Genomic DNA, 21,187 nt, shown 5'->3' on the forward strand with positions numbered 1-21,187 from the left:
GTTTCGTGACGGGGTCTCCGATGGCCGTCGACGGTGGTATGGCAACTCGGCTGCTTTGAAAATCTGCCGTTGGTTGCTTCGTAACCAACGGCGGTTGGGGGAGCTGCATCGCGGCGTGATGGAGCGTGATGATTTTCGGCTTTGGGCCGATCCATACTTCTCATCGACAGCAAGGCGACTGGGATGCCGCGCCGCATCTGAAGACCGCAAAGAGCCCAATGGGTATTTAACGGTCGACTGCGATTCAGCGTAGCATCAGATAGGCACCGGCTAGAAGCAGGAAGGCTGCCGCAATCCGTGATGAATCGATGCTCCTGACAGAGGCATCAAATAAACCGAAATGATCAATAAGCAATCCCGCTAGAAGCTGACCTACAACAACCAATGCAATCGCTGACGTGGCTCCCAGTTTTGGAACAGTTTGACTTAGCGTCAGATACAGTGCCACGCCGAATAGACCACTACCAAACATATACCAAGGTAAGTGCTTCCATTCGCTAATGTTTTCTCCGCCGCGGGCGATCAACAATGCAAGTGACGCGACAGCCCCACCGAAGTGGACGATGAAGCTTCCAGCAGCCCCGCCTATACGATTGCCCATGGAACCAGCGATTTGAGCTTGCGCACCAACAGCGAAGCCACCTGCGAGACCTAATCCTACAATCAGTAGAGTTTCGAACATGAGCACCTCAATTATTGGAGTTGGGGCGAACGTACTCACCTTCGCCAATATGCGCGAGTGTAAATCCCGACGGCGGCTTTGTCCGGAGGCTGTGTGAAAACTCTGGCCGTCCCGCGAAATAGGCCAAAAACACCCTTTATGTGCGTCTCTCGCGCTTCTGAAAGAGCTTTTGCACAGGTGTTGAAAACGAGCGCGACGAGAGAGATCATGGTCCGGAGTTTTTACACACCCTCTCAGCGGTCCCGACCTCCAAACTGATCGCGATATTGCGGGTGCAGCTAAAGTCCGGACTGCGGGCTGCGACCGCAGCATCTGAAGACCGTGCTCAAGGTCAGCTCCGGGCCGTCCTTTCGAACGGCCCTTTAGTCTAGATTTCAATGGCTTCGGCAATGGCCAATGCATCCTCAAGTTCGACACCAAGGTATCGGACCGTGCTGTCCATCTTCGTGTGACCGAGTAGGAGCTGAACAGCTCGGAGGTTGCCTGTCTTCTTGTAGATCTGCGTGACTTTAGTCTCCGCATTGAATGGGTGCCATACGCGCTCGCCTCAAGACCGATCGATGTGACCCAATCTCGGACGATCCGTGCATATTGGCGGGTCGAAATGTGCAGGCGCTCATGAAAGCGCCCGGGCCAAAGGTACTCGGAACCGACCATCAGCTCGTCCTCCATCCACTTTTCGACAGACGCGCGCGTTCCTTCGGATATCTCGAAGCGCACAGGTTTTTGCGTCTTGCTTTGAAGGACTGAGGCTCGTTCTTTGATTTGGCCTGAAGCCATGACATCGACCACTTTCATCTTCACCAGATCACAGCCGCGGAGCTTGCTGTCGATCGCCATGTTGAACAGGGCGAGATCGCGGCGGTTCTCGGCCAATTCAAGTCGAACCCGTATCGCCCAGACGTGTTTTGGTTTCAGTGGTCGCTTCTGGCCGACGATACGCCCTTTGTTCCAGGCAGGGCGAAGTGCGCGAATGGCTGGTAGGTTTGGTGTTTCCATGACTGATCCTCCGATCCGCCATGCCCTCCCAAAACGACAACCCGACGTTGACCGGAGCATTTTATCACGACACGCTGCGCTGCCTCCGAGGTCCGCTCTGAGCCCAATCTGTGAATTTGATTTTCTCGCTGCGCGCGCTCGCAGCATAGATTTTGCTGAGCGGGCATCATCTTGAACACGGCAGTGCGGCGTAAAGAGCGGCTATTGGTGCCGGGCGCAGCGAGGTTTTGTCAGGCAATTCGCGAGACGCGGACTTTGCTACCGTTAGCCATGGCGCAGAGTTGTGCGAGTTTGATGGTCGCGAAGCGCAGAAACCAGACTTTGCAAACTTTGGCGGACGAGCCAATGCGGACACTCAACATCTCTCTGGTATGCTGCGGTTGCGACCCGCTTATCCACAACAGCAGTCACCTAGCTGAATTGGCGGGCACGGGACAGTTGCGTAAGAACAAAAAACACAGCAATCGCCTTCCAATGGCTTCAAAACGACATTGCATGATTTGCATTCATAAAACCACTGGCACGAGTCAGTTGGCATTTTCTCGGTTTCAACGTGCCCACACCGAGGGCAGGTCAAAGTGCTATCCAGCACCACAGTTTGTTTTGTCATTGTCTCACATCTGCATGATTAGATAATCGTTGATTTGAGCCTCATTGAACACGATGACCCATGCCAACGCGGTAGTCGCCGTGTTTCCGACAAGCCACCATTTCAGATTTGCCAACGTCCCGTTTCGATGCGCTACGAACCACGAAACCGCGACCAGCACTGTTGAGATGGCGAGAACATAGTAGCTTGCTGCCGCTATTTTTCCGAATATCGCCAACCAACTGCCACCCAAGCCGAGCAACATCATGGCCATTGGAAGAACACAGCATGTCGCGACCCCCAGAGCGGAAACCGATCCCAGGTGGCTGAGGGTCAAATATTTTTTCATCTTTCGCTCCCTGGGTAGGCGATTTGATTGTGTTGAGGCACTAGCATTCAATGCGTATAACTCCTGTAGTAACTACAGGATCAAGTGGAGGCACTTCACATGATTGCGATAGGCGAGGCTTCCCGGCAATGCGGGGTCGGCATAGAAACTATCCGCTATTACGAACGCGAAGGTATCGTACCAAGACCCGCACGAGCTCTGAACAATCGTCGCCTCTATTCGGCAAGCGATGTTGGAAGACTTCGATTTTTGAAGAAGTGCCGTGACCTGGGGTTTCCTCTATCTGACGCAAAGGCGCTTTTGGAGCTGTCAGAAGGAAGTGCCGAAGACTGCCGATCAGTGAAAGAACTGGCCGAGGCACACATTACCAGCGTTCAAAGCAAGATTAGTGAGCTCAGACGCCTGGAGCACGCCTTGAGTGAGCTTACGGCCAATTGTGATAGCGGAAACGTTCAATGCCCGATGCTGCAAAGACTGAGAACGATGGACGATATCTGACTCTGGCCACTGGACGGAAGCGCAGGATCTGAGATTTAGCCAGATCACGTCAGACCAAGGTCTGTGGTGCGATAACAGATTGTAGTTCATAGTCGATTTCACGATGAGAGCGAAAGTAACTGACCTGACGATTGGCAATTGGTCGCTGTCGCGAGTCTTTCTTGCGGCCAGCATTTTCGTGATGGGTACTGCTACCGCAATCGTCGGGGTCTGGGTGTCAAATCGAATCCAGAACGCAGTCGTGCAAAACTCCGCCAATTCCGCTGCGCTATATATGGAAAGCGTAGTATCCCCGCTCAGCCAGGAATTGGCACATGGCAACCATCTTTCTGAGCAGGCGAGCCTGGCGCTGGACGAGATTTTCATGACCCAGCCAATGCGTGACCGCATTGTCTCCTACAAATTCTGGAAGCAAGGCGGTGTGATTGTACATGCCTCTGATACAGACATCATTGGAAACCGTTTCAATCCAACGGATGACTTAAGGCGGGCGTGGAGCGGTGACATCTCCGGTTCTTTCAAAGAGCTTGATCATGCCGAGAGCGCCGCCGAGGCGGCTTTGGGGATACCACTACTTGAAGTTTACAGCCCCATCCGCGAACTTTGGTCCGGCGAAATCATCGCAGTTGCGGAGTTCTACGAAAGAGCTGATCAGCTTGAGTTAGATTTAGCCAAGGCCAGGCGAACAAGTTGGTTGGTCGTCGGTTCCGCATTTCTGGCAAGTACTATTGTTCTGTATTCCATTGTCGCAATTGGCGACAAAACTATTCGACGACAGGGGGCTCTTCTTAAACAGCGCCTGACAGAAAGTGAGAGGATGGCCGAGCAGAATGCCCGGCTGCGGTCGCGTGTAGTAGATGCGTCAGAAAGATATGCCACGCAAACAGATCGGTTCCTCAAAAATCTCGGTGCCGAGCTACATGATGGTCCTGCGCAATACCTGTCGCTCGCCGCCCTTAGACTGGAGGCGGCGTTTTCCAAAGAGTCCGAAAGTTCTAAAGAGGCAGAGGAAATTCAGCAGTCTTTGCAAAAATCTCTGGCTGAAATTCGTGCAATATCGCGAGGGCTTTCTGCGCCAGATATCGACAGCTTGTCACTCGTCGATGTTGTGAAGAGAGCCGTAGAGGATCACGTCGAACACAGCCCGTTGCGACCGGATATTTCACTTTTGGGTAGCCAGGCCCCAGAGTTGTCATTGTCCGACAAGCTGTGCGTTTTTCGGTTCCTTCAGGAGACGCTTTCCAATGCCGCGAGATATGCTCCAGCTTCCAAGTGCACCGTTATCTCTGAGGCGCAGAACGACCGCATAGTTATAAAGGTCAAAGACGACGGGCCTGGTTTTGACAGGTCAGAAGAAACCGCGTTGCGAGACGATGGTGGCCAGGGGCTTATGGGCTTGCGGGATCGGGTCGAGAGTATTGGCGGCAGGTTCGAAGTCGCATCGAGACCGGGTGAGGGCACCACCGTTTCTATGACACTCTTTCCCAGAAAGTTAGGCACATCATGACTACATCTGTCGTAATAGCTGATGATCACCCGATATTCAGGGATGGTTTGCAACGCACGCTGGATGAAGCTGATGGTTTTGAAGTTTTAGCTGCCGGGTCCAGCGCTGAAGATGCAGTATCGCTGGTCGTCACGCATCAGCCGAACATAGCCATTCTTGACCTCTCGATGCCCGGTGGCGGGATAAGCGCAACACGTAAAATTGCGGCAATGGCAAATCCGCCTTTCATTGCAATCTTGACGGTCTCAGAGAACAGCAGCGACGTCGCGGACGCGTTGGAGGCGGGCGCGATAGGGTACATCGTGAAGGGAGTAACCGCGAGCGAATTGACCGCTTCCTTAAGCAGCATCGCCGCAGGTGAAGGGTTCGTTTCTCCGGGCTTGGCCTCGCGGGTACTGCTTCAAATCAACGCTGACACCGGCACCTCTAAGAACAGCAGCATTCTCAATGACCTTACGCATCGTGAGGAAGAAATACTTCGACGTGTAGCCAAAGGACTGAGTAATCGTGAAATCGCTGACGAGTTAGACCTTCAGGAAAAGACCGTGAAGCACTACATGACGGCAATACTGTCCAAGCTTCACGCGCGAAACCGGGTAGAGGCCGCGCTCATTGCCCATGATGTTTGGAACAAGGGAGACTAACAGCGGTCTCTAGTACGAAGATGGCGGCCCCCTCTACAAGAATCCACCAACGGGTTATCTACTGGAGTTGCAGCTCAGTTGGCAACCGACTGCAACCTTCGGCGATCGGAAGCCGTTGCGTTTCTCTCAACAACAGTCCGGTTGTACGGATCTTTCAGCTCGTAGCGCCCAAACTCGATCTCCTCTTTCCAACCATTGGCATAGTTCACTTCGATATTGTTGCCCTGGCGTTCAATTTTCGTAGGTCGACTTCCAGCAGTGCCGCCTTGCCCAGAAGAGAGCACGTTGTCGATTGAGATACCATTCGCCAAAGACCGAAGCCTTGAGACGTCAGCACCGGTCGCAGGGCGCTCCTCAACAGTTCGGTTCTGAGCATTCTTTCTCTCATACCGCCCGTTTTCGATCTCCTCCTTGGTTCCGTCGGCGTAACGCACTTCAATGCCGTTAGCGTTTGTTTCGACCTTTGTTACACCGGCCGAACCCAAGGGTTTACCACCTGCTTGAGACCGATCCTTCTTTCCGCTGCCCTTATTGGAGCGTTTGGAGTCGTCATCGTCATCATCATCGTCGCGACCACCTTTGCCTGATCCCGAATTGTCGTCACGATCATCATCCCGGTCGTCGTCGCGGTCATCATCTCTGTCGTCATCCCGATCATCATCGCGACCATCCCCGTCGCTTCCCCTGCCGCTCTTGGCAAAGGCATATGATGGTTCAAAATGTAGGCGACCATCGGCATCAAACGCTGGCACATAAGGTGTTGCCGCGATCAACGAAGCCAACGCCGCGGTACTAAGAAGTTGACCCAGCTTTCTTTGAATTTTCATTTTCGCCTCCAATTTTGAGCATCACGCTTCGTGACGTTGGAGGCAGGTTACTTCTGGTTCGGCTTCCCCACATCGGGCTTAGGTCTGACGAATTTCAAGCCGAACGTCTTAGTCAGATCAGTCAAACCAATAGAGTTTTTGCTGAGCCATGTGACCAGTTTAGCGGGAACTAACCCGGTCACCCTTCAGCTCGTCATCAGGTTCGAGGTGAATGACAAAGACAGAACCCGGATACAAACGATCCAATTCTTCCTCGATGTCATTGCAAATATCATGCGCCGCGCTGACTGGCATTGTGCCGTCCACAACAAGATGAAACTCCACAAAGATGACATTCGCGGATCTGCGCCCTTTGAGGTCGTGGTACTCTAAGGCGGCGCCGAGATTTGCTTCGATTGCGTTGGAAACAGTCTGCAAATCATGGTCCGAAAGTGTCACATCCATGAGGCCATCGACGGACGACCGAATAACTTTCCAGCCCTCCCACAAGATGTTCAGTGCAACAAGAATTGCCAGGATCGGATCGAGGATCAGCCAGCCGGTGACAAGCGCCAGTATCAGACCTGCGATGACACCAACTGAAGTCATGACATCTGTAAAAATGTGCCGGGAGCTTGCCTCCAATGCAGGCGAATCCTCGCGCCGGCCGATTTTGAGCAATAGGTAGGCCCATGCGCCATTCACACCCGTTGCAATGACATTGACGGCAATTCCAAGCAGCGGCGCATCCTCAAGATGCGGGTTAGGGAGCGCCAGTACAGCTTCTCTGATGATCAAGAACGCCGCCAGCACAATCAGTACGCCCTCGGCGACGGCAGAAAGATACTCGGCTTTTTTGTGACCAAAGGGGTGGTTTTCGTCAGGGGGTATGTTGGCAATCCGAACCGCAAAATACGCCAGCAGTGCCGCAACGACATTCACGGTGGATTCCATCGCGTCCGACAATAACGCCACCGAGCCTGTCAGCCACCAAGCCAACAGTTTTAGGGCCAGTACCGCAATGGATATCGGAATGGACCAAAGAGCGATTTTTTGTGTCATTTGGCCGCGACCCTCAGTCAATCATGAACAGAAACTCGGGTGATTGGTGAGCTCCGATGTTCAAAACGTAAAACAGGTGTTGGTGAAAAGGGAATAGGCCTCACAGCTTCCTACTGGCGACCGGCAACAGCATCTGGTCCCCGCAGCATGGCGCCGAACGACTGTTACTCGGATGGAAGCCCCGTCGACGAAACAGGAACAGCTTTGAGATAGGCGGCAATTGCCAAACGGTCATCATCCGTGAGGCGTGATGTGTTCTCAATGACGTCCACCATCTCACCACCTGCGCTGTCATAGTCCGGCGTGAAGCCGGATTTCAGGTACTCGGCGATGTCAGCCTCGGACCAATCAAGCTGGTCTGAGGTAAGGCCGGGGATGCGACCTTTCCCGTTTGGATTTGGTGCACCTGTCAGCCAAAGGTCTCGTTTCAGACCACCTAAGCCATTTCGCGGCGTATGGCATTCGGCGCAGTGACCCAACGCCTCCACCAGATACCGGCCTTGCCTTTGTTGGTTGGTCAGATCACCTTCGACTACCCAGCCTGGCGACATGAACAAAAGCTTCCATCCCCCCAGTCCGCGTCGAATGTTGAAGGGAAAGCGAACCTCCTGCACCTCGCTTTCGGTTGCGACCGCTGGCAGCGTGCCGAGGAATGCATGAAGCGAAACAACGTCTTCGACTGACATGTTGGCATAAGACGTATAGGGAAACGCAGGAAAATAGTGTTGCCCTTCGGGCCCGGTTCCATGGATTAGGGCATTGGCCAGATCCAATACAGACCAGGACCCGATGCCAACCTCGGGGTCACTGGATATGTTCGGGGCAATGAACGTGCCGAAATCCGTCTCGAACCTACGACCACCGGAGAGCATGAGCTTGTCCTCACCAACCGCGCCCTGCGCTGAATGACAGGATGCGCATCCTGCGGCGTAGAAAATGGTCTCACCTCTGGCGAGATCGGGAGTAACGCCTTCGAGAAGAGCTTGATCCACTCTTTGTGGTCGGGTCAGCACCAAACCGGCCAACCCAACCGAAAGTGCAACGAAAGCGGTGAAAAGGAAAAACCGTTTCACAGCTATCTACCAATTAGTCATTCGGTGCTCTGTACGCTTTGTGACATGCCGAACAGCTTCCACCCAGATCGCCCATAGCCGCTTTCAGGGCATCAACATCTTGGCCAGCCGCAGCCTGCATCGCAACAGCGGCATCTGCCATGGCCTGCCCTTTCGCACCAACGTCAGGGAAGTTTTCCCAGATTGTCGGCAGTGCACGGGTGGACGGATCGGATACGTTGTCTGATCCTGCGGGCCACATCGCGGATTGATCGATCTGCGTCAGAACCACCAGGTTGTTCGCGGCCCGTGTTGCTGCTTCGGCGTCATATTCCACCTCGCCCTTGGCCATACCGCCCAGAGTTCCAAGATTGAAGGAATAGAGCTGCATGATTGAAGTCCGAGCTTTCACAGCCGGATTTTCGCTTTCATGGGCGATGGCTGCGCCAATGGCCGCTACAGACAAAATGCCTGCCGCCAAAATTGAGAACTTCTTCATCATGATGTCTCTCCCTGTTCAATACTTCGAATGTTAGCTTGAACGAATTTACTTGTAATTGTTTGTTATTCGCCACCTCCTGTTAATTTATGAACAACGATAATTGGGATGACATTCGATATGTGCTTGCCGTTGATGGATACGGTTCGCTGAACGCGGCGGCGGAAGCTTTGGGGGTAACGCATGCGACAGTCCTGCGCAGAGTGGTTGCCTTTGAACAGAGAAGTGGCTGTGCGATTTTTCGGAAAAGCCCTTCTGGATATTCCACGCTGCCTGAGGCCAGAACAATTCTCTCGGCTATGGAAAACGTTGAAGATGCGGTGCTTTCAGTAGAGAGGGCAATCGTAGGCGCGAACCGCTCTCCTGTTGGTCACGTTCGCATCACGTCCACTGACAGTCTTTGCCAGATGGTATTGCCTCAGATTTTGAATGAAATTTCCAAAGAGTACCCAGGGTTGGAACTGACTTTGTTGAGTAGCAACAGCCACCGTGATCTATCCCGGCTGACTGCGGATATCGCTGTGCGCCCATCGATTAAACTTGAGGACGGTCTGGTTGGAGAACGATCAGGCACATTGTCGTTTGGGGTCTATGATGATGGTTCCCCAAATCGTAAATGGATGAGGCTTGACGGCGCGTTGAGCCGCTCTCTGCCTGCCAAGTGGCTAGCAGAAAACGCGAATACCGAACAAACTACCAACGGAGCAGACAGTTTTTTGGTGCTTCAGCAGATGGCCGTTTCCGGAGCGGGCAAGACATTTTTACCTGAATTCATCGGCGACGCTGACCCCCGCCTTCATAGATCGCCCGGCATGAATCCCCAAATCGAAGTTCCGCTCTGGGTCGCGACATTAGAGGAAATCGCGCAGACACCAAGGTTTGCTGTCGTGCAACGGGCCTTGGTTGAACGCATAGCCAAAGCTCTAGCCAACTGAAATCACCTAAATACAGTTGTAAGCAGTCGCATTATTTGCAGAGCAGCATTACGAGTTCAGTGTTTCAAAGGCCGACATTCCGATGCAAGGCATTCAGCGCAATAGCGGCTTTAGGCTGACTACGGATGTTGCCGCGGTCAAGTCGGAAAGCTGTTTTGTCCAGCATCTGACGCAATTGATCACAGCACGGTGGTGGAGTACGTCTGTCAGACCGGGCGTTCGTAATACTCGCGGCGAAAGTTTCGTGCGAACCCCATTTTGGGTTTGCCGCAATGGTGACGAAAGTCGGCCATAACGTCTGTGCCGACCAATAATCCGTCAAGATATGTTTCGAAGGCTGAACTGTCATGTTCTCTAATCCCTGTGCGCTAATCGTGGACCCAAGCAATGCATACGGCTAGCATCGGAGATCACACAGCAAGAAGGGAGAATCACATGTCGAAGTTCACCAACAGAACAGCTGTCCATGGGGTTGCTGCACTCGTAATCTGCTGTTTCGCGGCAATCGCTCAGGCACAATCGGCAGGCGAGGAGATGTCGTTCTTCATCACTAGTGTAGGCAAAGGAGACGGTGCCAATCTAGGCGGCCTCGACGGCGCCGATGCTCATTGTAATGCACTTGCTTCTGCGGTCGGTTCTTCCAAAACTTTTTCGGCCTATCTGAGCACGTCAATGTCCATTGATCGCAGCACCGACCCGATGACAATAACCAACGGCATTTCGGCACGCGACCGAATCGGGGCGGGTCCATGGTACAATGCCAAGGGAGAACTCATCGCCAACAATGTAGAAGACCTGCACAGCGACAGCGTGAACATTAGTATTCTGACCGCACTCGATGAAAACGGTAACCCTGTAAATGGGCGTGGTAGTCAGCCGAACAAACATGACATTTTGACCGGCTCCGATTCTGCCGGACATTTCTCGACGGCAGGTGGCGATACGACATGCAGCAACTGGACTTCGAATAGTGAAGACGGGTCCGCGATTGTCGGACATCATGACCGTGTAGGTCTCAATGATGCGCGAAACATGGTGTCCTGGAACTCGTCGCACGGCTCGCGTGGTTGTGGAGAAGAACATCTGCCACGTTCTGGCGGGGCGGGTCTGTTTTATTGCTTCTCAACGGACTGATCAGACAGCGCTGGTGCGTGTGCCACCCGCATTGCCGCTAGTATTCACCAGGTCAATTTTTCGGGGCGCATTCTGGAAGCGCTCGTTGTCGCCATCGTAAGCAATGAGCGCTGTTTCATGCGTCCAGATTTTCCAATCTGGATGCCCGAAAGCTCCGTTTGAAATTCGGACTATGACCTCGCCTTGAATGGCCGGTTTGACGAATAAAGTTGCACCGCAGCGATGCGCGTGCAGCAGCTGCGAACCGATGCTGCGTCAGCAATAGCAGCGGTTGCATAAGGCTGCTTTGTCCGCACTCCCGAAGTCGGGTCACGCTACAATCTCGTGGGCGCAGCGAATGGCCGGTTCGGTGAAGCTGCACTGCGGCGTAGTCTGACACGATAAATGTCTGGTATGGGCCGTCCTAGTATTTGACCGGCCAGTTCTTGCGGCACGAGCGTCGTGTTGCTGCAGATCTGCTCCAAGCGCAAAAATGCAGAAATTGTCGTATGTGTTTTATGTAGCGTGGTTCTTTCAGTGTCACGCAATGCTAATTCTTTTAGCTTGCTTTGCCGGTGTCCCCGTCCGATAGGGCAACATGTTTAAGAACCGAGCCATTGTTTTCATTCTGATAACGCTGATGATTGACGCCATCGGTATCGGAATTGTCTTCCCCATCATGCCGGACCTGATGGATCGCGTGGGTGCGGGAGATACCGGGCAGGGCGCGCTTTGGGGTGGGCTACTGATGGCTGCTTATGCAGGTGCGTTGTTCCTGTGTGGTCCTATTGTCGGAAGTATATCCGATGCAGTTGGACGCAGGCCGATACTCATCGCGGCGCTTGTTATGCTGGCACTGGATTACGTGATCATGGCGCTGGCTGACAGTTTCTGGCTTCTTCTTCTTGGACGGACGCTCGCGGGCCTTGCAGGGGCGACCTATATTACCGCGACGGCCTATATTGCCGACATATCCTCGCCGCAAGAAAAGGCTGCAAATTTTGGCCTTATCGGCGCGGCATTTGGCATCGGCTTTGTGCTTGGCCCGGCAATCGGTGGAATCGCTGCCGGAATCAGCATCACGGCACCGTTTTGGATTGCGGCGGCCTTGTCGGCTGGTAACGCCCTGTTTGGGTATTATGTGTTGCCTGAGAGTCTGACGCAGGAAAAGCGCCGCCCATTCGGCAAGCGTGATCTCAACCCGTTCAAATCGATCTTAGATGCCTTCCGCATACCTGGTCTCGCGGTTCCGCTGCTCTGCATTTTCATCTTTGAGTTTGCAAATATGGTCTACCCGACACTTTGGGCATTCTGGACCCGTGAAGTGTTCGGCTGGCCGACTCTCTATATTGGGCTGTCGCTCGCTGCTTACGGTGTTCTGTTGGCTTTGGTTCAAGGAGGTTTGATGCCGATCTTTATCGGGCGGATCGGAGATTTTCGTACACTGATGCTAGGGATGATTTCAGCGTTGATCGGGATGATCGGTTTTGGCTTTACCGGGTCGGTAGTAGCTCTGACTATCTTTCTATTGCTTGCGGCGCTGTCCGACCTTGTGCCTGCTCTGATGACAGCTATGGCGTCGAACCAGGTGGATGAAGATCGGCAAGGTGTTGTGCAGGGTGTCATCGCGTCGTTGTCCTCTGTTGCAGCCATATTATCACCTATTGTGATGACCGGTCTGTTTCGGGCCTCCGTTGACGTTGAAGGTATGTATTTACCGGGTGCACCCTTCCTGTTTGCGGCTGTTTTGGTAACCGCGATGATGCCTCTGGTGATCCGCTTACGGGGGCATGCCTCGGTCTAGGATTTGGTCATGTCAGGTGATCGTTGCTACAACGAATTAAGGCTGCTTTCTCCCGCGGTCGAGACATCCGAACAGCAATAAGTCTGCTCGCTCCATCATTGGCTGTTCTGGGGACGCGAGATGCGGCTTCGGATCTTCTTGTCAAATGCCGGTTTGGGCCGTCACGACGGTAACGATAGTGGGTGAATTTTCGTCACATTGGCTGAATCGGCTGTCGGCTCACATTACAGATAGGAATCGTTGCGGGTAGTCAGATTTCGCAAAGTCATTGGACAGACATGTGGTGCCAGACCATAGTGGAGCCATGGAGCTGACAGCAACCACACCTGTCCACCTGATCCACGTGGACCCGGATATCAACATGGCGCGGTTCTATGGAATTGAGTTGCAGCCAACGCTATTTGGAGAAGTGTCGGATGTGTCGCAAACTTTTGCAACGACCATAGGCAGTCAACTACCGGAGGTTCTGTCGCAAACTTTTTAGATGGCAAAGCATCAGTGGATTTGGCGAGCAGTTTATCCCGCCAGTTGGATGAACTGCTGAAACGGACGGAGTCCGGGCGTGAATTGACCTTTGCGGATCATGTTGACCAGTTCTATGCCTGCCAGAACAGATGCGGCTGAAGCGAAGGATTTGAATCCCAGCATGGGTCTGATCCTTCGTTTGATAAATCGGTGATCCTGTTCAATGATGTTGTTGAGGTATTTCCGCCTGACCATATCGATTGGGATCGGACAACCAAAGCTCTTGAGCATCTTGTTGATCGCTTTGATGCCAGCTGTATTGGCACCACTTTTGTCGATGACGATCTTGCGTGGCAATCCGTTCACCTCAAGCGCGCGGGCGAAGAACTTCGTCGCAGCGGCTTTATTCCGGCGCTCAGACAACATGAAATCCAGTGTCTTGCCGTGTTTGTCGATCGCTCGGTAAAGATAAACCCATTCGCCTTTCACTTTCACATAGGTTTCATCCATGCGCCACGAACGGTCTGTGGGACGCTTTCTGTACCGCGCTGCTTCAGCAATGAGGCCTGCGTCTCGAATAACCCAGCGGTTCGGCGTTGCGTGATCCAGATCAACGCCACGTTCCGCCATGATTTCTTCCAAATCCCGGTATGAAACAACGTAGCGCAGGTAGAAGAAGACCGCGTGCAAGATGACGTCTTTCGGAAAATGTGCGCCCTTAAATGAGATCGTCACGGCCTGCTCCTGTCAAGTTCTAGTGCGCGCTACCAGAAATGCACTCGACCTGACAGGTAAGGACAAAGTTTGCGACGGAACCATTGCCGCCTGTAAGAACGCAGGCGCCGCTTGAGTGCTGGTGCGCGCGTGAACTTACTCCGAGGGCATTGGACGGCATCGGGGAATCCACACCCAGTGTGACTGGCCCATATGCTGCGCCTCTCATGTGGGGGCATCCGAACGAACAAGTGTAGAGCCAGGCTTTCAATAGACCAGACAACGCAAATTTGCTTCGCGAACCTGAAACAGAGCCTCCCGTGTTGCGGGGGAGATGGGTGCGCGAAAAAAACCAAAGATAGGAAAGAACCATGAAACACGCAGAAATCGATGCCATCCTGGAAGTTCACAGACTGGCGTTTGGAGAAACAGAGGGCGAAGTAACCGCTCAACTCGCCAAGGACTTCCTCAGCCACCCGGACACGATCTCGATCAGTGTCAAACGGGACGGGCAGATTGCAGGCAACGTGCTGTTTACGCCGTTCGTCTTCCAGGACCATCCGGACACAAAATGCTACCTGCTCGCACCTTGCGGCGTGTCGCCGGTGTATCAAGGCCATGGAGTCGGCAAGGAGCTGATGGAAACCAGTATCGAACACCTGAAGTCCATTGGAACGGATGCTGTGTTCGTGCTGGGCGTCCCCGACTTCTACCCCCGGTATGGTTTTGCCCCAACTGACAAACAGACGCCTTATCCTGATCTGTTGACGGCGCATGAAGCATGGATGGCCCTTGAGCTGACAGCCGGAACGGTCGAGTGCTTGAACGGCACGACGATGGCGATCCCTCAGTTCGTGCAAGCGCATTGGTGGGACACCTCAGGGCGCGAGTGACGCAAATACCGAGAACCAGACATTGGGCATTGATTGTTTAATGTCTGGTTTTTCCCGTATAGCAGACATCGGCGCTCCTCATTGTGAACTCTCGAATGTCTGCTGAGAGCCCATAGCGTGAATACGATTTTCATGCTGCGCGTGCTCACAGCGCCAATTTCACTCCGTCGTCTTTGTGTCTCATGCTGGGCATCCAGCATTCGACTTGGACACCTGCCTCAAAACGACTCAGCGGATCACGTGGACAGAACAATTGGCGTGGTGAACGACCCGGTTCGCAGTCGACCCAACAAAAATGTTCTCGATCCTCGGCTTGTGTGAGGCCAGCACGATGCAATCGATGCAATTTTCATTTGCGAAATCAACGATCGCTCGGCCAGCGCTCCCCGAGATAAGCCGCGGTTTCGCCCCCGGTAGCTCTGCAGCGTTCCGATGTAAGCCGTCCTGAAGCTCTTTTCGCGTGTTGGCCAGAACTTCCTCGGGTATCTGGGATGCCACATATGCAGGGATCGGCTCCTGCACATGGAGCACTGTGAATTCCGCATCGGCACTCGCCAGCAAACGAGCAGCTTCAAATGAGGCCTGTGTATCGTGATCGTTGTCCAGCGCGACTGGAATCAGAATGTTCTTATACATGTTAGTCACCTTCGATCGCTCCAGCTACGATCATTCCGGCCTCCGCGGTGATACGGCACTCTAAACCGGTTCGGATTTCGAAGACTTACCCGCTTTCTTTGCTGTGCTTGCAACATCATCTATTGTTTTTTCCACAGCTTCGGCTTCGGTTTCCGCTGCAAATGCTGCACATCGGGCAACTGTTTCGAACCATTCCTGAGCGTCAGCCATGAGGCGTTCGGCTGAATGCTTCTGCCACTCTGCTATGGATTGCAGTGCTTTCGCCGGATCAGTCGGGTCTGCAGCAGACGCCGAGCGCGCAGCTTCTAGCGCGGTTCGAACAGCCTCGTGGCGCCTCTCAAACCAATGTTGAGCAAAGGCCTCTGCCTCTTTCAGTGATTTCTCCTGCGTGTCCCAGAATTGCTCAAGCTGTGCGCCTAAAAACGGATTGGCCGTAGTAGCCGGCTGCATCTGCTTGAAAACATCAACAAGTGGGTTGGAGTAACTTGATTTTGGCTTCTCTTCAGGCATCGGAGATTCCTCCTCATCTTCCCAATACTGAATGTTACCAAATCCCGTAGAAAATAACCTTAATGTAGATCAACCGGCGTCAACAAACGTAGGCAGTGGTCCTCTACAATCTAATGGCAGCATTTGTACCAACCTACTCGATTTGTATGGACTCAAGATAATAAATCACATTTGCCAACGGCACACCTGCGAACATTGGCTGGCCGTCAGGCATGGTCAGCGCAACTTTTTGGTCCGAATCCAAAGCTGGTCCAAAAATGGGCATTTCTCCGCCATGCGCGAGCAATGGTGCGCGACCATCAATTTGACGCGCCACCTCCTCAATCGGAAAAACACCGTCGTTTTGGGCCGCAAGCCTGGTCAGATCAGGCGTCCTTATTGCCAGCATCTCCGCCATTGGACCATCTCCAGTGGCCTCGAAACCATGGCATTGCCAGCAATAGGTTCTGTAGAGATTGTGCCCGTTTTGAAGGTCAATATCCTGCGCCAGTGCAGCACTTGCAGCAAATATTGACAAAAGAAGTCCGCGATAAACTGGCATTTGTTCCTCCTCGAACGTCAGCATTTCGCGTTTAGACTACGCGGTATTGAGCGAACGCTTCATTGATCTCGCTCATATTCAGCCTTTGAGTACCAGCTGGGAAAAACTGCGACGAAAGTAAGTACACTGCAGTCGGTTCCGCTTGGCTGGTCGGTTCTTGGCGACCAATGACATAGATCAATTCAAAAAGGTACATTACATAGTAAAGCATGAATGTTTCAGCGGGATTGCCGTTCATCGCCTGCATCCAAATCAAACATGGTGATAAGCGGAATTGCAAAAGCGTGGAAATTCCACCGCAGGGGCTCGGAATGAATGGTGGCGAGCCCCTCGTTAGTGACTGGTGTACTTAACCGCGCTGTAGCTCGGTACACAGGCGTTTGTTCATTGAGGAGTGAAGCCAATGCATACGGCCGATCCACCGACACCTAAACTCCGACGCGCGCTTACTGCCCCGTTGCTTACGCTTTACGGACTAGGTGTCACCGTTGGTGCGGGAATCTATGTGCTTGTCGGTGCCACCGCCGAGGTCGCTGGTCCTTACGCCGCTGTTTCGTTTCTCATTGCAGCGCTCGTCGTTTCGCTGACGGCTTTGTCGTACGCCGAACTCGCAACCCGTTATCCCGTAAGCGCGGGAGAAGCGGCATACGTCGAAGCTGGGTTTCAAAGAAACTGGATTGCCGTGTTGGTGGGTCTCGCCGTCGCTGCTTCGGGAGTGATATCGGCTTCGGCCGTTGCGATTGGAGCGGCCTCCTATCTTCACACCCTGACCAACCTTGGCACCACGTTGCTTACGATCGGCATCGTGTCGGTTATGGGACTGATTGCACTCTGGGGCATCGCGCAATCAGTATTTGTGGCGGCAGTGATCACGATCATCGAGATTTCGGGGCTTCTGTTTGTGATTGGCTGGGGCATGTCCGTGCAGGATCCGCAAGGCTATGCGTTCAGCGAGACGTTTCCAGGTTTTGAGATCAACGCTTGGCGGGGCATTTTTGCGGCGTCGCTTCTGGCTTTCTTTGCCTTTGTTGGATTCGAGGACATGGCAAACGTCGCCGAAGAAGTAAAAGACCCAGTTCGCACAATTCCTAAGGCAATTCTGCTGACGCTCGTTCTGGCGACGGGTCTGTATCTGGCGACCTCAATTACGGTCCTGCTTGTTGTTCCTATCGACACCTTGTCGACGTCGACTGCCCCGCTTGCTTTGGTTTTTTCAAATGCACCCGAAGTAATCAAACAGGGGTTTGCCGCAGTCGCAGTCGTTGCAACAGTCAATGGCGTCCTGATCCAGATGATAATGGCGTCGCGGGTAATCTACGGTCTTGCCGACCGGGATCATCTGCCGAAAATACTGGCGAGTGTCCCGCAGGTAACCCAGACACCAGTCGTCGCAACCCTGCTGGTTGTGGCGCTAATCCTTCTACTGACCCAAACACTGCCGATCGGCACCCTAGCAGAACGCACATCTCAGATCGTCTTGGGGGTGTTTGTGCTAGTCAATTTCTCGCTGATCTTTTTGAAGTTGAAACCGGATTCAACCCGACAACATTTCCACGTACCTCTTGTCGTGCCAATCCTTGGTGTGCTGACCAGCACCCTGCTTTTTGGCGCCGGGTTTCTTTGAGAGAAAATCCGACGGCGTTAGGTTGCCAGAACGGGATCCGAATGACGTATGAACACTGATCGACCTACACTTGGAAGGCGGCTCTCTGACTGGTGGCACCGGACATTCGTTGATCTGGTCGCGCAATTACAATGGTCCTACATGCCACCGTTAATGGTGTACTTCGCGGCCGGAGTTTCGGGACTGACATCCGTCGTTGGCGCGTTTTTCCTCAAGGACTATCTGAATCTATCTGCTGCTTTCGTGGCGGGCTTGGCATTTTGGGCCGGATTGCCCTGGATTTTGAAAATGCCGCTTGGGCATCTGGTGGATCTGTTCTGGCGTTGGAAATCGCTGCTGATATTGGTTGGCGCGTCTCTTATCACGGCCTCGTTGCTTATCATGTATGGACTTGTGACCGCGCCTGCCCAGATGGCCGGGGTCATGCTGCCTGAGCATTGGTATGTCGTTGCCTTGATCCTGGCACCTTCTGGTTATGCCATTCAGGACGTCGTGGCAGATGCCATGACGGTCGAAGCGGTACCACAAACCAACCAAGATGGGTTCGCGTTTACGCATGAAGAAGTTCGTGCCCGCCACACTACCATGCAGACCCTGGGCAGGATTGCGATCATATCCGGGTTTGCGGGAGTCGCAGCGGTTAACATCTGGATTTTTTCGGGCGCGGAGGATCTGGATAAAAGCGATCGTTTGGTTCTCTACGGTCAGGTCTATCTCGTCGCTCTGGTTGTCCCCTTACTGTCGATCAGCGGAGTGGTTCTACATGCTCTGATACAGCGTCGCCTCGTTAGTCTTGGGCACCTTCCACACAAACCGGATCAAGCCACCGAAGTAAGGTGGCCAATACTGCTGGGAGGTCTCGCGTTTGTTGTACTCAGCGTTGTGTTGGGAACCGCAAATTTCGCCTTTGCGCAAGAGACTGTTTTTGCGGTTTCGCTCACGGTCATTCTCTATCTCATGTCACGGCTGCTAAGGGAACTGGAGTCGAAACAGGCCAAGGTTCTGATCGGGACGGCGACAATCATTTTCGTTTTTCGCGCGGTCCCGTTGCCTGGTCCGGGATTGACCTGGTTCGAAATCGACGAGCTTGGGTTCGACGAACAGTTTCTGGCAATTCTGGCGCTCCTGACCTCACTACTAGCGCTGCTTGGCCTGATCATCCTCAGACCGTTTATGGCCAGTCGTTCCATCGCGCAGGTGGTGGTACTGCTCACCATTGCCGCCGGAGTGCTGGCCCTGCCTAACCTTGCTTTGTACTACGGAGTGCATGAATGGACGGCCGCGCACACAGGCGGGGTTGTGGATGCAAGATTCATCGCCATACTCGACACAGCCGTCGAGTCACCGCTGGGTCAGATCGCGATGGTCCCGATGCTGGCCTGGATCGCACGTAACGCCCCGACACATCTCAAAGCGACCTTTTTTGCTGTCATGGCGTCTTTCACCAACATGGCATTGTCGGCAAGTAGCTTGGGCACGAAATACCTAAACCAGGTATTTGTCGTGACTCGTGTCGTGACCGAACCCAGAACCGGTTCAGTTGCATCCATCGCTGACTATAGCCACTTGGGGAATTTGCTGATTACCGTGGGCCTGATCTCTGTCATAGTCCCACTGATTATGGTTTTTCTTGTGCAAAATTCACCATATCGGACAGGCGAATGAATACGCGGATCAATCGCTTTCATTGAGAAGTGTCTTGAGGTGCGACACCGGAACGCCAATATTCGAACCACCAAACTCGGGTAAGATCGCGGCGTTGATCGCAACCACCTTACCGTTTCGGTTCAACGCAGGTCCCCCGCTTCCTCCAGTTGTGGTCTCTGCATCATAAACAATGGCGCCAGGACTGGTCTGGGCTACGATTCCCCGGCTGGCCAGGGGTCGGATTTTATTTTGTTCCGAAAGATGGGTCGCAATTGTCCAGAAATCCACGGCGCCTTTATTCTCTAGCGTTTTCAGAAAGCCCGGACCGGCCTGCGCGATAAGAGCCTTCAGGCCGGTTGGATATCCAAGCAGGAAAACTTCCTCTCCCGCTCGCGGTGGCTCATCTGCAAGTAACAGTCCGAGACCCCGAACGCGTGTGGCGTCGATAGAGAGAAGCGCCAGATCTGCGGTTTCGCTTGCTTTATGCAAGACAGCCTTAATTGGCACAGTTTGATCAGGCAAATAGACCAGCAAACTCAGCATCTCGGCCTCCAGCGCTGCGGCCTGAAGGGCTTGTGCACGGTCGCCAGTGGTCCAGGGCAAGGCGACATGACGGTTGGTCACCAACAGAGGCGGGTCCTGTAGAAGAAACCCGGTTCCGGTAAACTGAAACTCAGCAGGTTCGCCCATCGCATCTGGTTCGAGCCACGGTTGTCCAAATGGCGTTTGCAGATTCTTTCCATCGGGGCCAACCACATGCCGCAGCAATTTCCCGCTTTTGATCTGCCGCAATCCATAGGCGCCCTGGACGAACGCGACGGAACGTGTAGAGGCTGTGATAATCCGCGTTGATGCGCCTGCGCGTTCCTCCAGCGTGCCAAGACGCTGCTCAGTGGACAGCACCTGACTTTCGAAAGCATCTTTGAGTGCACCCAAATCCTCCGGCGTCAACGAGTCTTCCCGGGTCTGTGCCAGCATAACGGCAACCGCTTCGATCTTATGGGATTCTCGTTCCAGGCTGTCCGCCAGCTTCCTGTCGTTCTGAAACAGTAAATACCCAAATACGGCGATCAGAAGGATTGCGCCAATAACGGTGATCCTGAAGAGAATTGTGGTTTGTGATGCTAGCCGACGCCCACTGTCGCGCAGTGCACCGGAAATTTTTCTTGGAAAGGGTCGACGGCTTGTTCTCGCATATGCGTACGCGTCGCTTAGGATATCCTCGACCGTGCGATGTGCAGGGAATGAGTGGTCGCACACCCTGTAGCGGGACATCGGGCCTTTTTCGCCGAATTCGATCATGTCGCCGTGCCTGAGGTCAACCGAAGCGACCTTGTGACCATTGACCCAGATATTCCGATCAGACAACGCGTTTAACGTGTAACCGTCATTTGACCACTGAAGAGTCGCAATGTCTTCGTCATAAGCTGGCACATCTTCTTTCGGTCTTAGCCTCAAGGTACGGTCCGGACTAACCGAGGCTGACACAGCGTTGTCGGCAAGCCAGACTACAGTCCCACGAGACGGGCCGGTCAAGCTCTCCAGGAATGCACGGACATTACCTGTATCAACTCCTGTGTCGCCTTGGTCCGGTGTCCGCATGGCCCATCTCTGTTTA

24 protein-coding genes and 1 pseudogene are annotated in these 21,187 nt (G+C 53.5%); 11 read left to right on the plus strand and 14 right to left on the minus strand.

Translation table 11 applies throughout. From position 1 onward, the window contains the following. The coding region (locus tag FN806_RS20575) for a hypothetical protein (RefSeq protein WP_221929476.1) at positions 1 to 253 on the plus strand (253 nt) is incomplete at its 5' end. On the opposite strand, the gene FN806_RS08250 is transcribed toward FN806_RS20575, so the two are convergent. The 4 genes and pseudogenes from FN806_RS08250 to FN806_RS08265 all read right to left on the minus strand — a co-directional run bounded on the left by FN806_RS08250 (position 245) and on the right by FN806_RS08265 (position 2,619). Next, positions 245 to 682 carry a DMT family transporter gene (locus FN806_RS08250; RefSeq protein WP_142635983.1) on the minus strand — a complete coding sequence of 146 codons (438 nt, stop codon included), beginning with the start codon at positions 680 to 682 and terminating at the stop codon, positions 245 to 247. The two genes, FN806_RS20575 and FN806_RS08250, sit on opposite strands and share 9 nt — an antisense overlap. A gap of 367 nt (positions 683 to 1,049) precedes the next feature. Next, positions 1,050 to 1,681: pseudogene (locus tag FN806_RS20640) on the minus strand (tyrosine-type recombinase/integrase). Between the two features lie 391 nt (positions 1,682 to 2,072). Further along, a complete protein-coding gene (locus FN806_RS20645; RefSeq protein ID WP_142635985.1) occupies positions 2,073 to 2,291 on the minus strand; it encodes a GDCCVxC domain-containing (seleno)protein in 219 nt (72 codons plus the stop codon). A 4-nt stretch (positions 2,292 to 2,295) separates the two neighbouring features. Continuing rightward, positions 2,296 to 2,619 (minus strand): hypothetical protein, encoded by a 324-nt coding sequence (locus tag FN806_RS08265; protein ID WP_142635987.1) that lies wholly within the window; start codon positions 2,617 to 2,619, stop codon positions 2,296 to 2,298. A 99-nt stretch (positions 2,620 to 2,718) separates the two neighbouring features. Between FN806_RS08265 and FN806_RS08270 the strand changes: the two genes are divergently transcribed. The 3 genes from FN806_RS08270 to FN806_RS08280 all read left to right on the plus strand — a co-directional run bounded on the left by FN806_RS08270 (position 2,719) and on the right by FN806_RS08280 (position 5,268). Beyond that, entirely contained in the window at positions 2,719 to 3,117 is a 399-nt protein-coding gene (locus tag FN806_RS08270) for a MerR family transcriptional regulator (protein WP_142635989.1), read from the plus strand. 103 nt (positions 3,118 to 3,220) lie between these two features. Beyond that, positions 3,221 to 4,624: a sensor histidine kinase gene (locus FN806_RS08275; RefSeq protein ID WP_142635991.1), complete on the plus strand. Its 1,404-nt coding sequence runs from the start codon at positions 3,221 to 3,223 to the stop codon at positions 4,622 to 4,624. Further along, complete coding sequence (locus FN806_RS08280) at positions 4,621 to 5,268, plus strand: response regulator (protein ID WP_142635993.1); 648 nt, start codon at positions 4,621 to 4,623, stop codon at positions 5,266 to 5,268. Before FN806_RS08275 ends, FN806_RS08280 begins: the two co-directional genes overlap by 4 nt. 74 nt (positions 5,269 to 5,342) lie before the next feature. On the opposite strand, the gene FN806_RS20650 is transcribed toward FN806_RS08280, so the two are convergent. From FN806_RS20650 to FN806_RS08305, 4 genes are all read right to left on the minus strand, one after another. Beyond that, positions 5,343 to 6,095, minus strand: a complete 753-nt coding sequence (locus tag FN806_RS20650; protein ID WP_246097202.1) for a hypothetical protein — start codon at positions 6,093 to 6,095, stop codon at positions 5,343 to 5,345. A gap of 159 nt (positions 6,096 to 6,254) precedes the next feature. Then, positions 6,255 to 7,136: a cation diffusion facilitator family transporter gene (locus FN806_RS08295; RefSeq protein ID WP_142635995.1), complete on the minus strand. Its 882-nt coding sequence runs from the start codon at positions 7,134 to 7,136 to the stop codon at positions 6,255 to 6,257. 164 nt (positions 7,137 to 7,300) lie between these two features. Then, on the minus strand, positions 7,301 to 8,209 hold the full coding sequence (locus tag FN806_RS08300; RefSeq protein ID WP_142635997.1) for a cytochrome c: 909 nt from the start codon (positions 8,207 to 8,209) through the stop codon (positions 7,301 to 7,303). Positions 8,210 to 8,222: 13 nt separating this feature from the next. Beyond that, on the minus strand, positions 8,223 to 8,690 hold the full coding sequence (locus FN806_RS08305; protein ID WP_142636000.1) for a c-type cytochrome: 468 nt from the start codon (positions 8,688 to 8,690) through the stop codon (positions 8,223 to 8,225). Between the two features lie 86 nt (positions 8,691 to 8,776). On the opposite strand from FN806_RS08305, the gene FN806_RS08310 reads away from it, so the two are divergent. The 4 genes from FN806_RS08310 to FN806_RS08325 all read left to right on the plus strand — a co-directional run bounded on the left by FN806_RS08310 (position 8,777) and on the right by FN806_RS08325 (position 13,023). Then, positions 8,777 to 9,622 (plus strand): LysR family transcriptional regulator, encoded by an 846-nt coding sequence (locus FN806_RS08310; RefSeq protein ID WP_142636002.1) that lies wholly within the window; start codon positions 8,777 to 8,779, stop codon positions 9,620 to 9,622. A 435-nt stretch (positions 9,623 to 10,057) separates the two neighbouring features. Beyond that, the gene (locus FN806_RS08315; RefSeq protein WP_142636004.1) at positions 10,058 to 10,756 is read left to right on the plus strand and encodes a hypothetical protein; all 699 of its coding nucleotides are present in this window, start codon (positions 10,058 to 10,060) and stop codon (positions 10,754 to 10,756) included. A 577-nt stretch (positions 10,757 to 11,333) separates the two neighbouring features. Further along, positions 11,334 to 12,539, plus strand: a complete 1,206-nt coding sequence (locus FN806_RS08320; protein ID WP_142636006.1) for an MFS transporter — start codon at positions 11,334 to 11,336, stop codon at positions 12,537 to 12,539. Positions 12,540 to 12,843: 304 nt separating this feature from the next. Next, positions 12,844 to 13,023: a WGR domain-containing protein gene (locus FN806_RS08325; RefSeq protein WP_142636008.1), complete on the plus strand. Its 180-nt coding sequence runs from the start codon at positions 12,844 to 12,846 to the stop codon at positions 13,021 to 13,023. Between the two features lie 32 nt (positions 13,024 to 13,055). Here the strand turns inward: FN806_RS08325 and FN806_RS08330 are convergent, their stop codons facing one another. Then, entirely contained in the window at positions 13,056 to 13,739 is a 684-nt protein-coding gene (locus FN806_RS08330) for an IS6 family transposase (protein ID WP_142636010.1), read from the minus strand. A gap of 350 nt (positions 13,740 to 14,089) precedes the next feature. On the opposite strand from FN806_RS08330, the gene FN806_RS08340 reads away from it, so the two are divergent. Further along, entirely contained in the window at positions 14,090 to 14,611 is a 522-nt protein-coding gene (locus FN806_RS08340; protein ID WP_142636013.1) for a GNAT family N-acetyltransferase, read from the plus strand. Between the two features lie 228 nt (positions 14,612 to 14,839). Here FN806_RS08340 and FN806_RS08345 read toward each other — a convergent pair whose 3' ends face one another. The 4 genes from FN806_RS08345 to FN806_RS08360 all read right to left on the minus strand — a co-directional run bounded on the left by FN806_RS08345 (position 14,840) and on the right by FN806_RS08360 (position 16,545). Then, positions 14,840 to 15,247, minus strand: coding sequence for a universal stress protein (locus FN806_RS08345; protein ID WP_142636015.1), 408 nt, complete (start codon positions 15,245 to 15,247; stop codon positions 14,840 to 14,842). A 60-nt stretch (positions 15,248 to 15,307) separates the two neighbouring features. Beyond that, positions 15,308 to 15,757, minus strand: a complete 450-nt coding sequence (locus tag FN806_RS08350; protein ID WP_142636017.1) for a phasin family protein — start codon at positions 15,755 to 15,757, stop codon at positions 15,308 to 15,310. 133 nt (positions 15,758 to 15,890) lie between these two features. Next, positions 15,891 to 16,298, minus strand: coding sequence for a c-type cytochrome (locus FN806_RS08355; protein WP_142636019.1), 408 nt, complete (start codon positions 16,296 to 16,298; stop codon positions 15,891 to 15,893). 31 nt (positions 16,299 to 16,329) lie between these two features. Continuing rightward, positions 16,330 to 16,545, minus strand: coding sequence for a hypothetical protein (locus FN806_RS08360; protein ID WP_142636020.1), 216 nt, complete (start codon positions 16,543 to 16,545; stop codon positions 16,330 to 16,332). A gap of 156 nt (positions 16,546 to 16,701) precedes the next feature. Here FN806_RS08360 and FN806_RS08365 point away from each other — a divergent pair, with 156 nt between their 5' ends. Next, positions 16,702 to 17,922, plus strand: a complete 1,221-nt coding sequence (locus tag FN806_RS08365; protein ID WP_142636022.1) for an APC family permease — start codon at positions 16,702 to 16,704, stop codon at positions 17,920 to 17,922. A 48-nt stretch (positions 17,923 to 17,970) separates the two neighbouring features. Beyond that, positions 17,971 to 19,587 (plus strand): MFS transporter, encoded by a 1,617-nt coding sequence (locus FN806_RS08370; RefSeq protein ID WP_142636024.1) that lies wholly within the window; start codon positions 17,971 to 17,973, stop codon positions 19,585 to 19,587. Between the two features lie 9 nt (positions 19,588 to 19,596). Here the strand turns inward: FN806_RS08370 and FN806_RS08375 are convergent, their stop codons facing one another. Continuing rightward, on the minus strand, positions 19,597 to 21,171 hold the full coding sequence (locus FN806_RS08375; protein WP_142636026.1) for a trypsin-like peptidase domain-containing protein: 1,575 nt from the start codon (positions 21,169 to 21,171) through the stop codon (positions 19,597 to 19,599). Positions 21,172 to 21,187: the final 16 nt, after the last annotated feature.

Origin of the sequence: Ruegeria faecimaris, assembly GCF_900182615.1 — a bacterium.
Classification (GTDB): domain Bacteria; phylum Pseudomonadota; class Alphaproteobacteria; order Rhodobacterales; family Rhodobacteraceae; genus Ruegeria; species Ruegeria faecimaris.

Excerpts from the sequence above, each read along its gene's own strand:
- FN806_RS08250 (WP_142635983.1), bottom strand. The coding sequence starts at position 682 with ATGTTCGAAACTCTACTGATTGTAGGATTAGGTCTCGCAGGTGGCTTC.
- FN806_RS20645 (WP_142635985.1), bottom strand. The coding sequence starts at position 2,291 with ATGACAAAACAAACTGTGGTGCTGGATAGCACTTTGACCTGCCCTCGG.
- FN806_RS08265 (WP_142635987.1), bottom strand. The coding sequence starts at position 2,619 with ATGAAAAAATATTTGACCCTCAGCCACCTGGGATCGGTTTCCGCTCTG.
- FN806_RS08270 (WP_142635989.1), top strand. The coding sequence starts at position 2,719 with ATGATTGCGATAGGCGAGGCTTCCCGGCAATGCGGGGTCGGCATAGAA.
- FN806_RS08275 (WP_142635991.1), top strand. The coding sequence starts at position 3,221 with ATGAGAGCGAAAGTAACTGACCTGACGATTGGCAATTGGTCGCTGTCG.
- FN806_RS08280 (WP_142635993.1), top strand. The coding sequence starts at position 4,621 with ATGACTACATCTGTCGTAATAGCTGATGATCACCCGATATTCAGGGAT.
- FN806_RS20650 (WP_246097202.1), bottom strand. The coding sequence starts at position 6,095 with ATGAAAATTCAAAGAAAGCTGGGTCAACTTCTTAGTACCGCGGCGTTG.
- FN806_RS08295 (WP_142635995.1), bottom strand. The coding sequence starts at position 7,136 with ATGACACAAAAAATCGCTCTTTGGTCCATTCCGATATCCATTGCGGTA.
- FN806_RS08305 (WP_142636000.1), bottom strand. The coding sequence starts at position 8,690 with ATGATGAAGAAGTTCTCAATTTTGGCGGCAGGCATTTTGTCTGTAGCG.
- FN806_RS08310 (WP_142636002.1), top strand. The coding sequence starts at position 8,777 with ATGAACAACGATAATTGGGATGACATTCGATATGTGCTTGCCGTTGAT.
- FN806_RS08315 (WP_142636004.1), top strand. The coding sequence starts at position 10,058 with ATGTCGAAGTTCACCAACAGAACAGCTGTCCATGGGGTTGCTGCACTC.
- FN806_RS08320 (WP_142636006.1), top strand. The coding sequence starts at position 11,334 with ATGTTTAAGAACCGAGCCATTGTTTTCATTCTGATAACGCTGATGATT.
- FN806_RS08325 (WP_142636008.1), top strand. The coding sequence starts at position 12,844 with ATGGAGCTGACAGCAACCACACCTGTCCACCTGATCCACGTGGACCCG.
- FN806_RS08340 (WP_142636013.1), top strand. The coding sequence starts at position 14,090 with ATGAAACACGCAGAAATCGATGCCATCCTGGAAGTTCACAGACTGGCG.
- FN806_RS08345 (WP_142636015.1), bottom strand. The coding sequence starts at position 15,247 with ATGTATAAGAACATTCTGATTCCAGTCGCGCTGGACAACGATCACGAT.
- FN806_RS08350 (WP_142636017.1), bottom strand. The coding sequence starts at position 15,757 with ATGCCTGAAGAGAAGCCAAAATCAAGTTACTCCAACCCACTTGTTGAT.
- FN806_RS08355 (WP_142636019.1), bottom strand. The coding sequence starts at position 16,298 with ATGCCAGTTTATCGCGGACTTCTTTTGTCAATATTTGCTGCAAGTGCT.
- FN806_RS08360 (WP_142636020.1), bottom strand. The coding sequence starts at position 16,545 with ATGCAGGCGATGAACGGCAATCCCGCTGAAACATTCATGCTTTACTAT.
- FN806_RS08365 (WP_142636022.1), top strand. The coding sequence starts at position 16,702 with ATGCATACGGCCGATCCACCGACACCTAAACTCCGACGCGCGCTTACT.
- FN806_RS08370 (WP_142636024.1), top strand. The coding sequence starts at position 17,971 with ATGAACACTGATCGACCTACACTTGGAAGGCGGCTCTCTGACTGGTGG.
- FN806_RS08375 (WP_142636026.1), bottom strand. The coding sequence starts at position 21,171 with ATGCGGACACCGGACCAAGGCGACACAGGAGTTGATACAGGTAATGTC.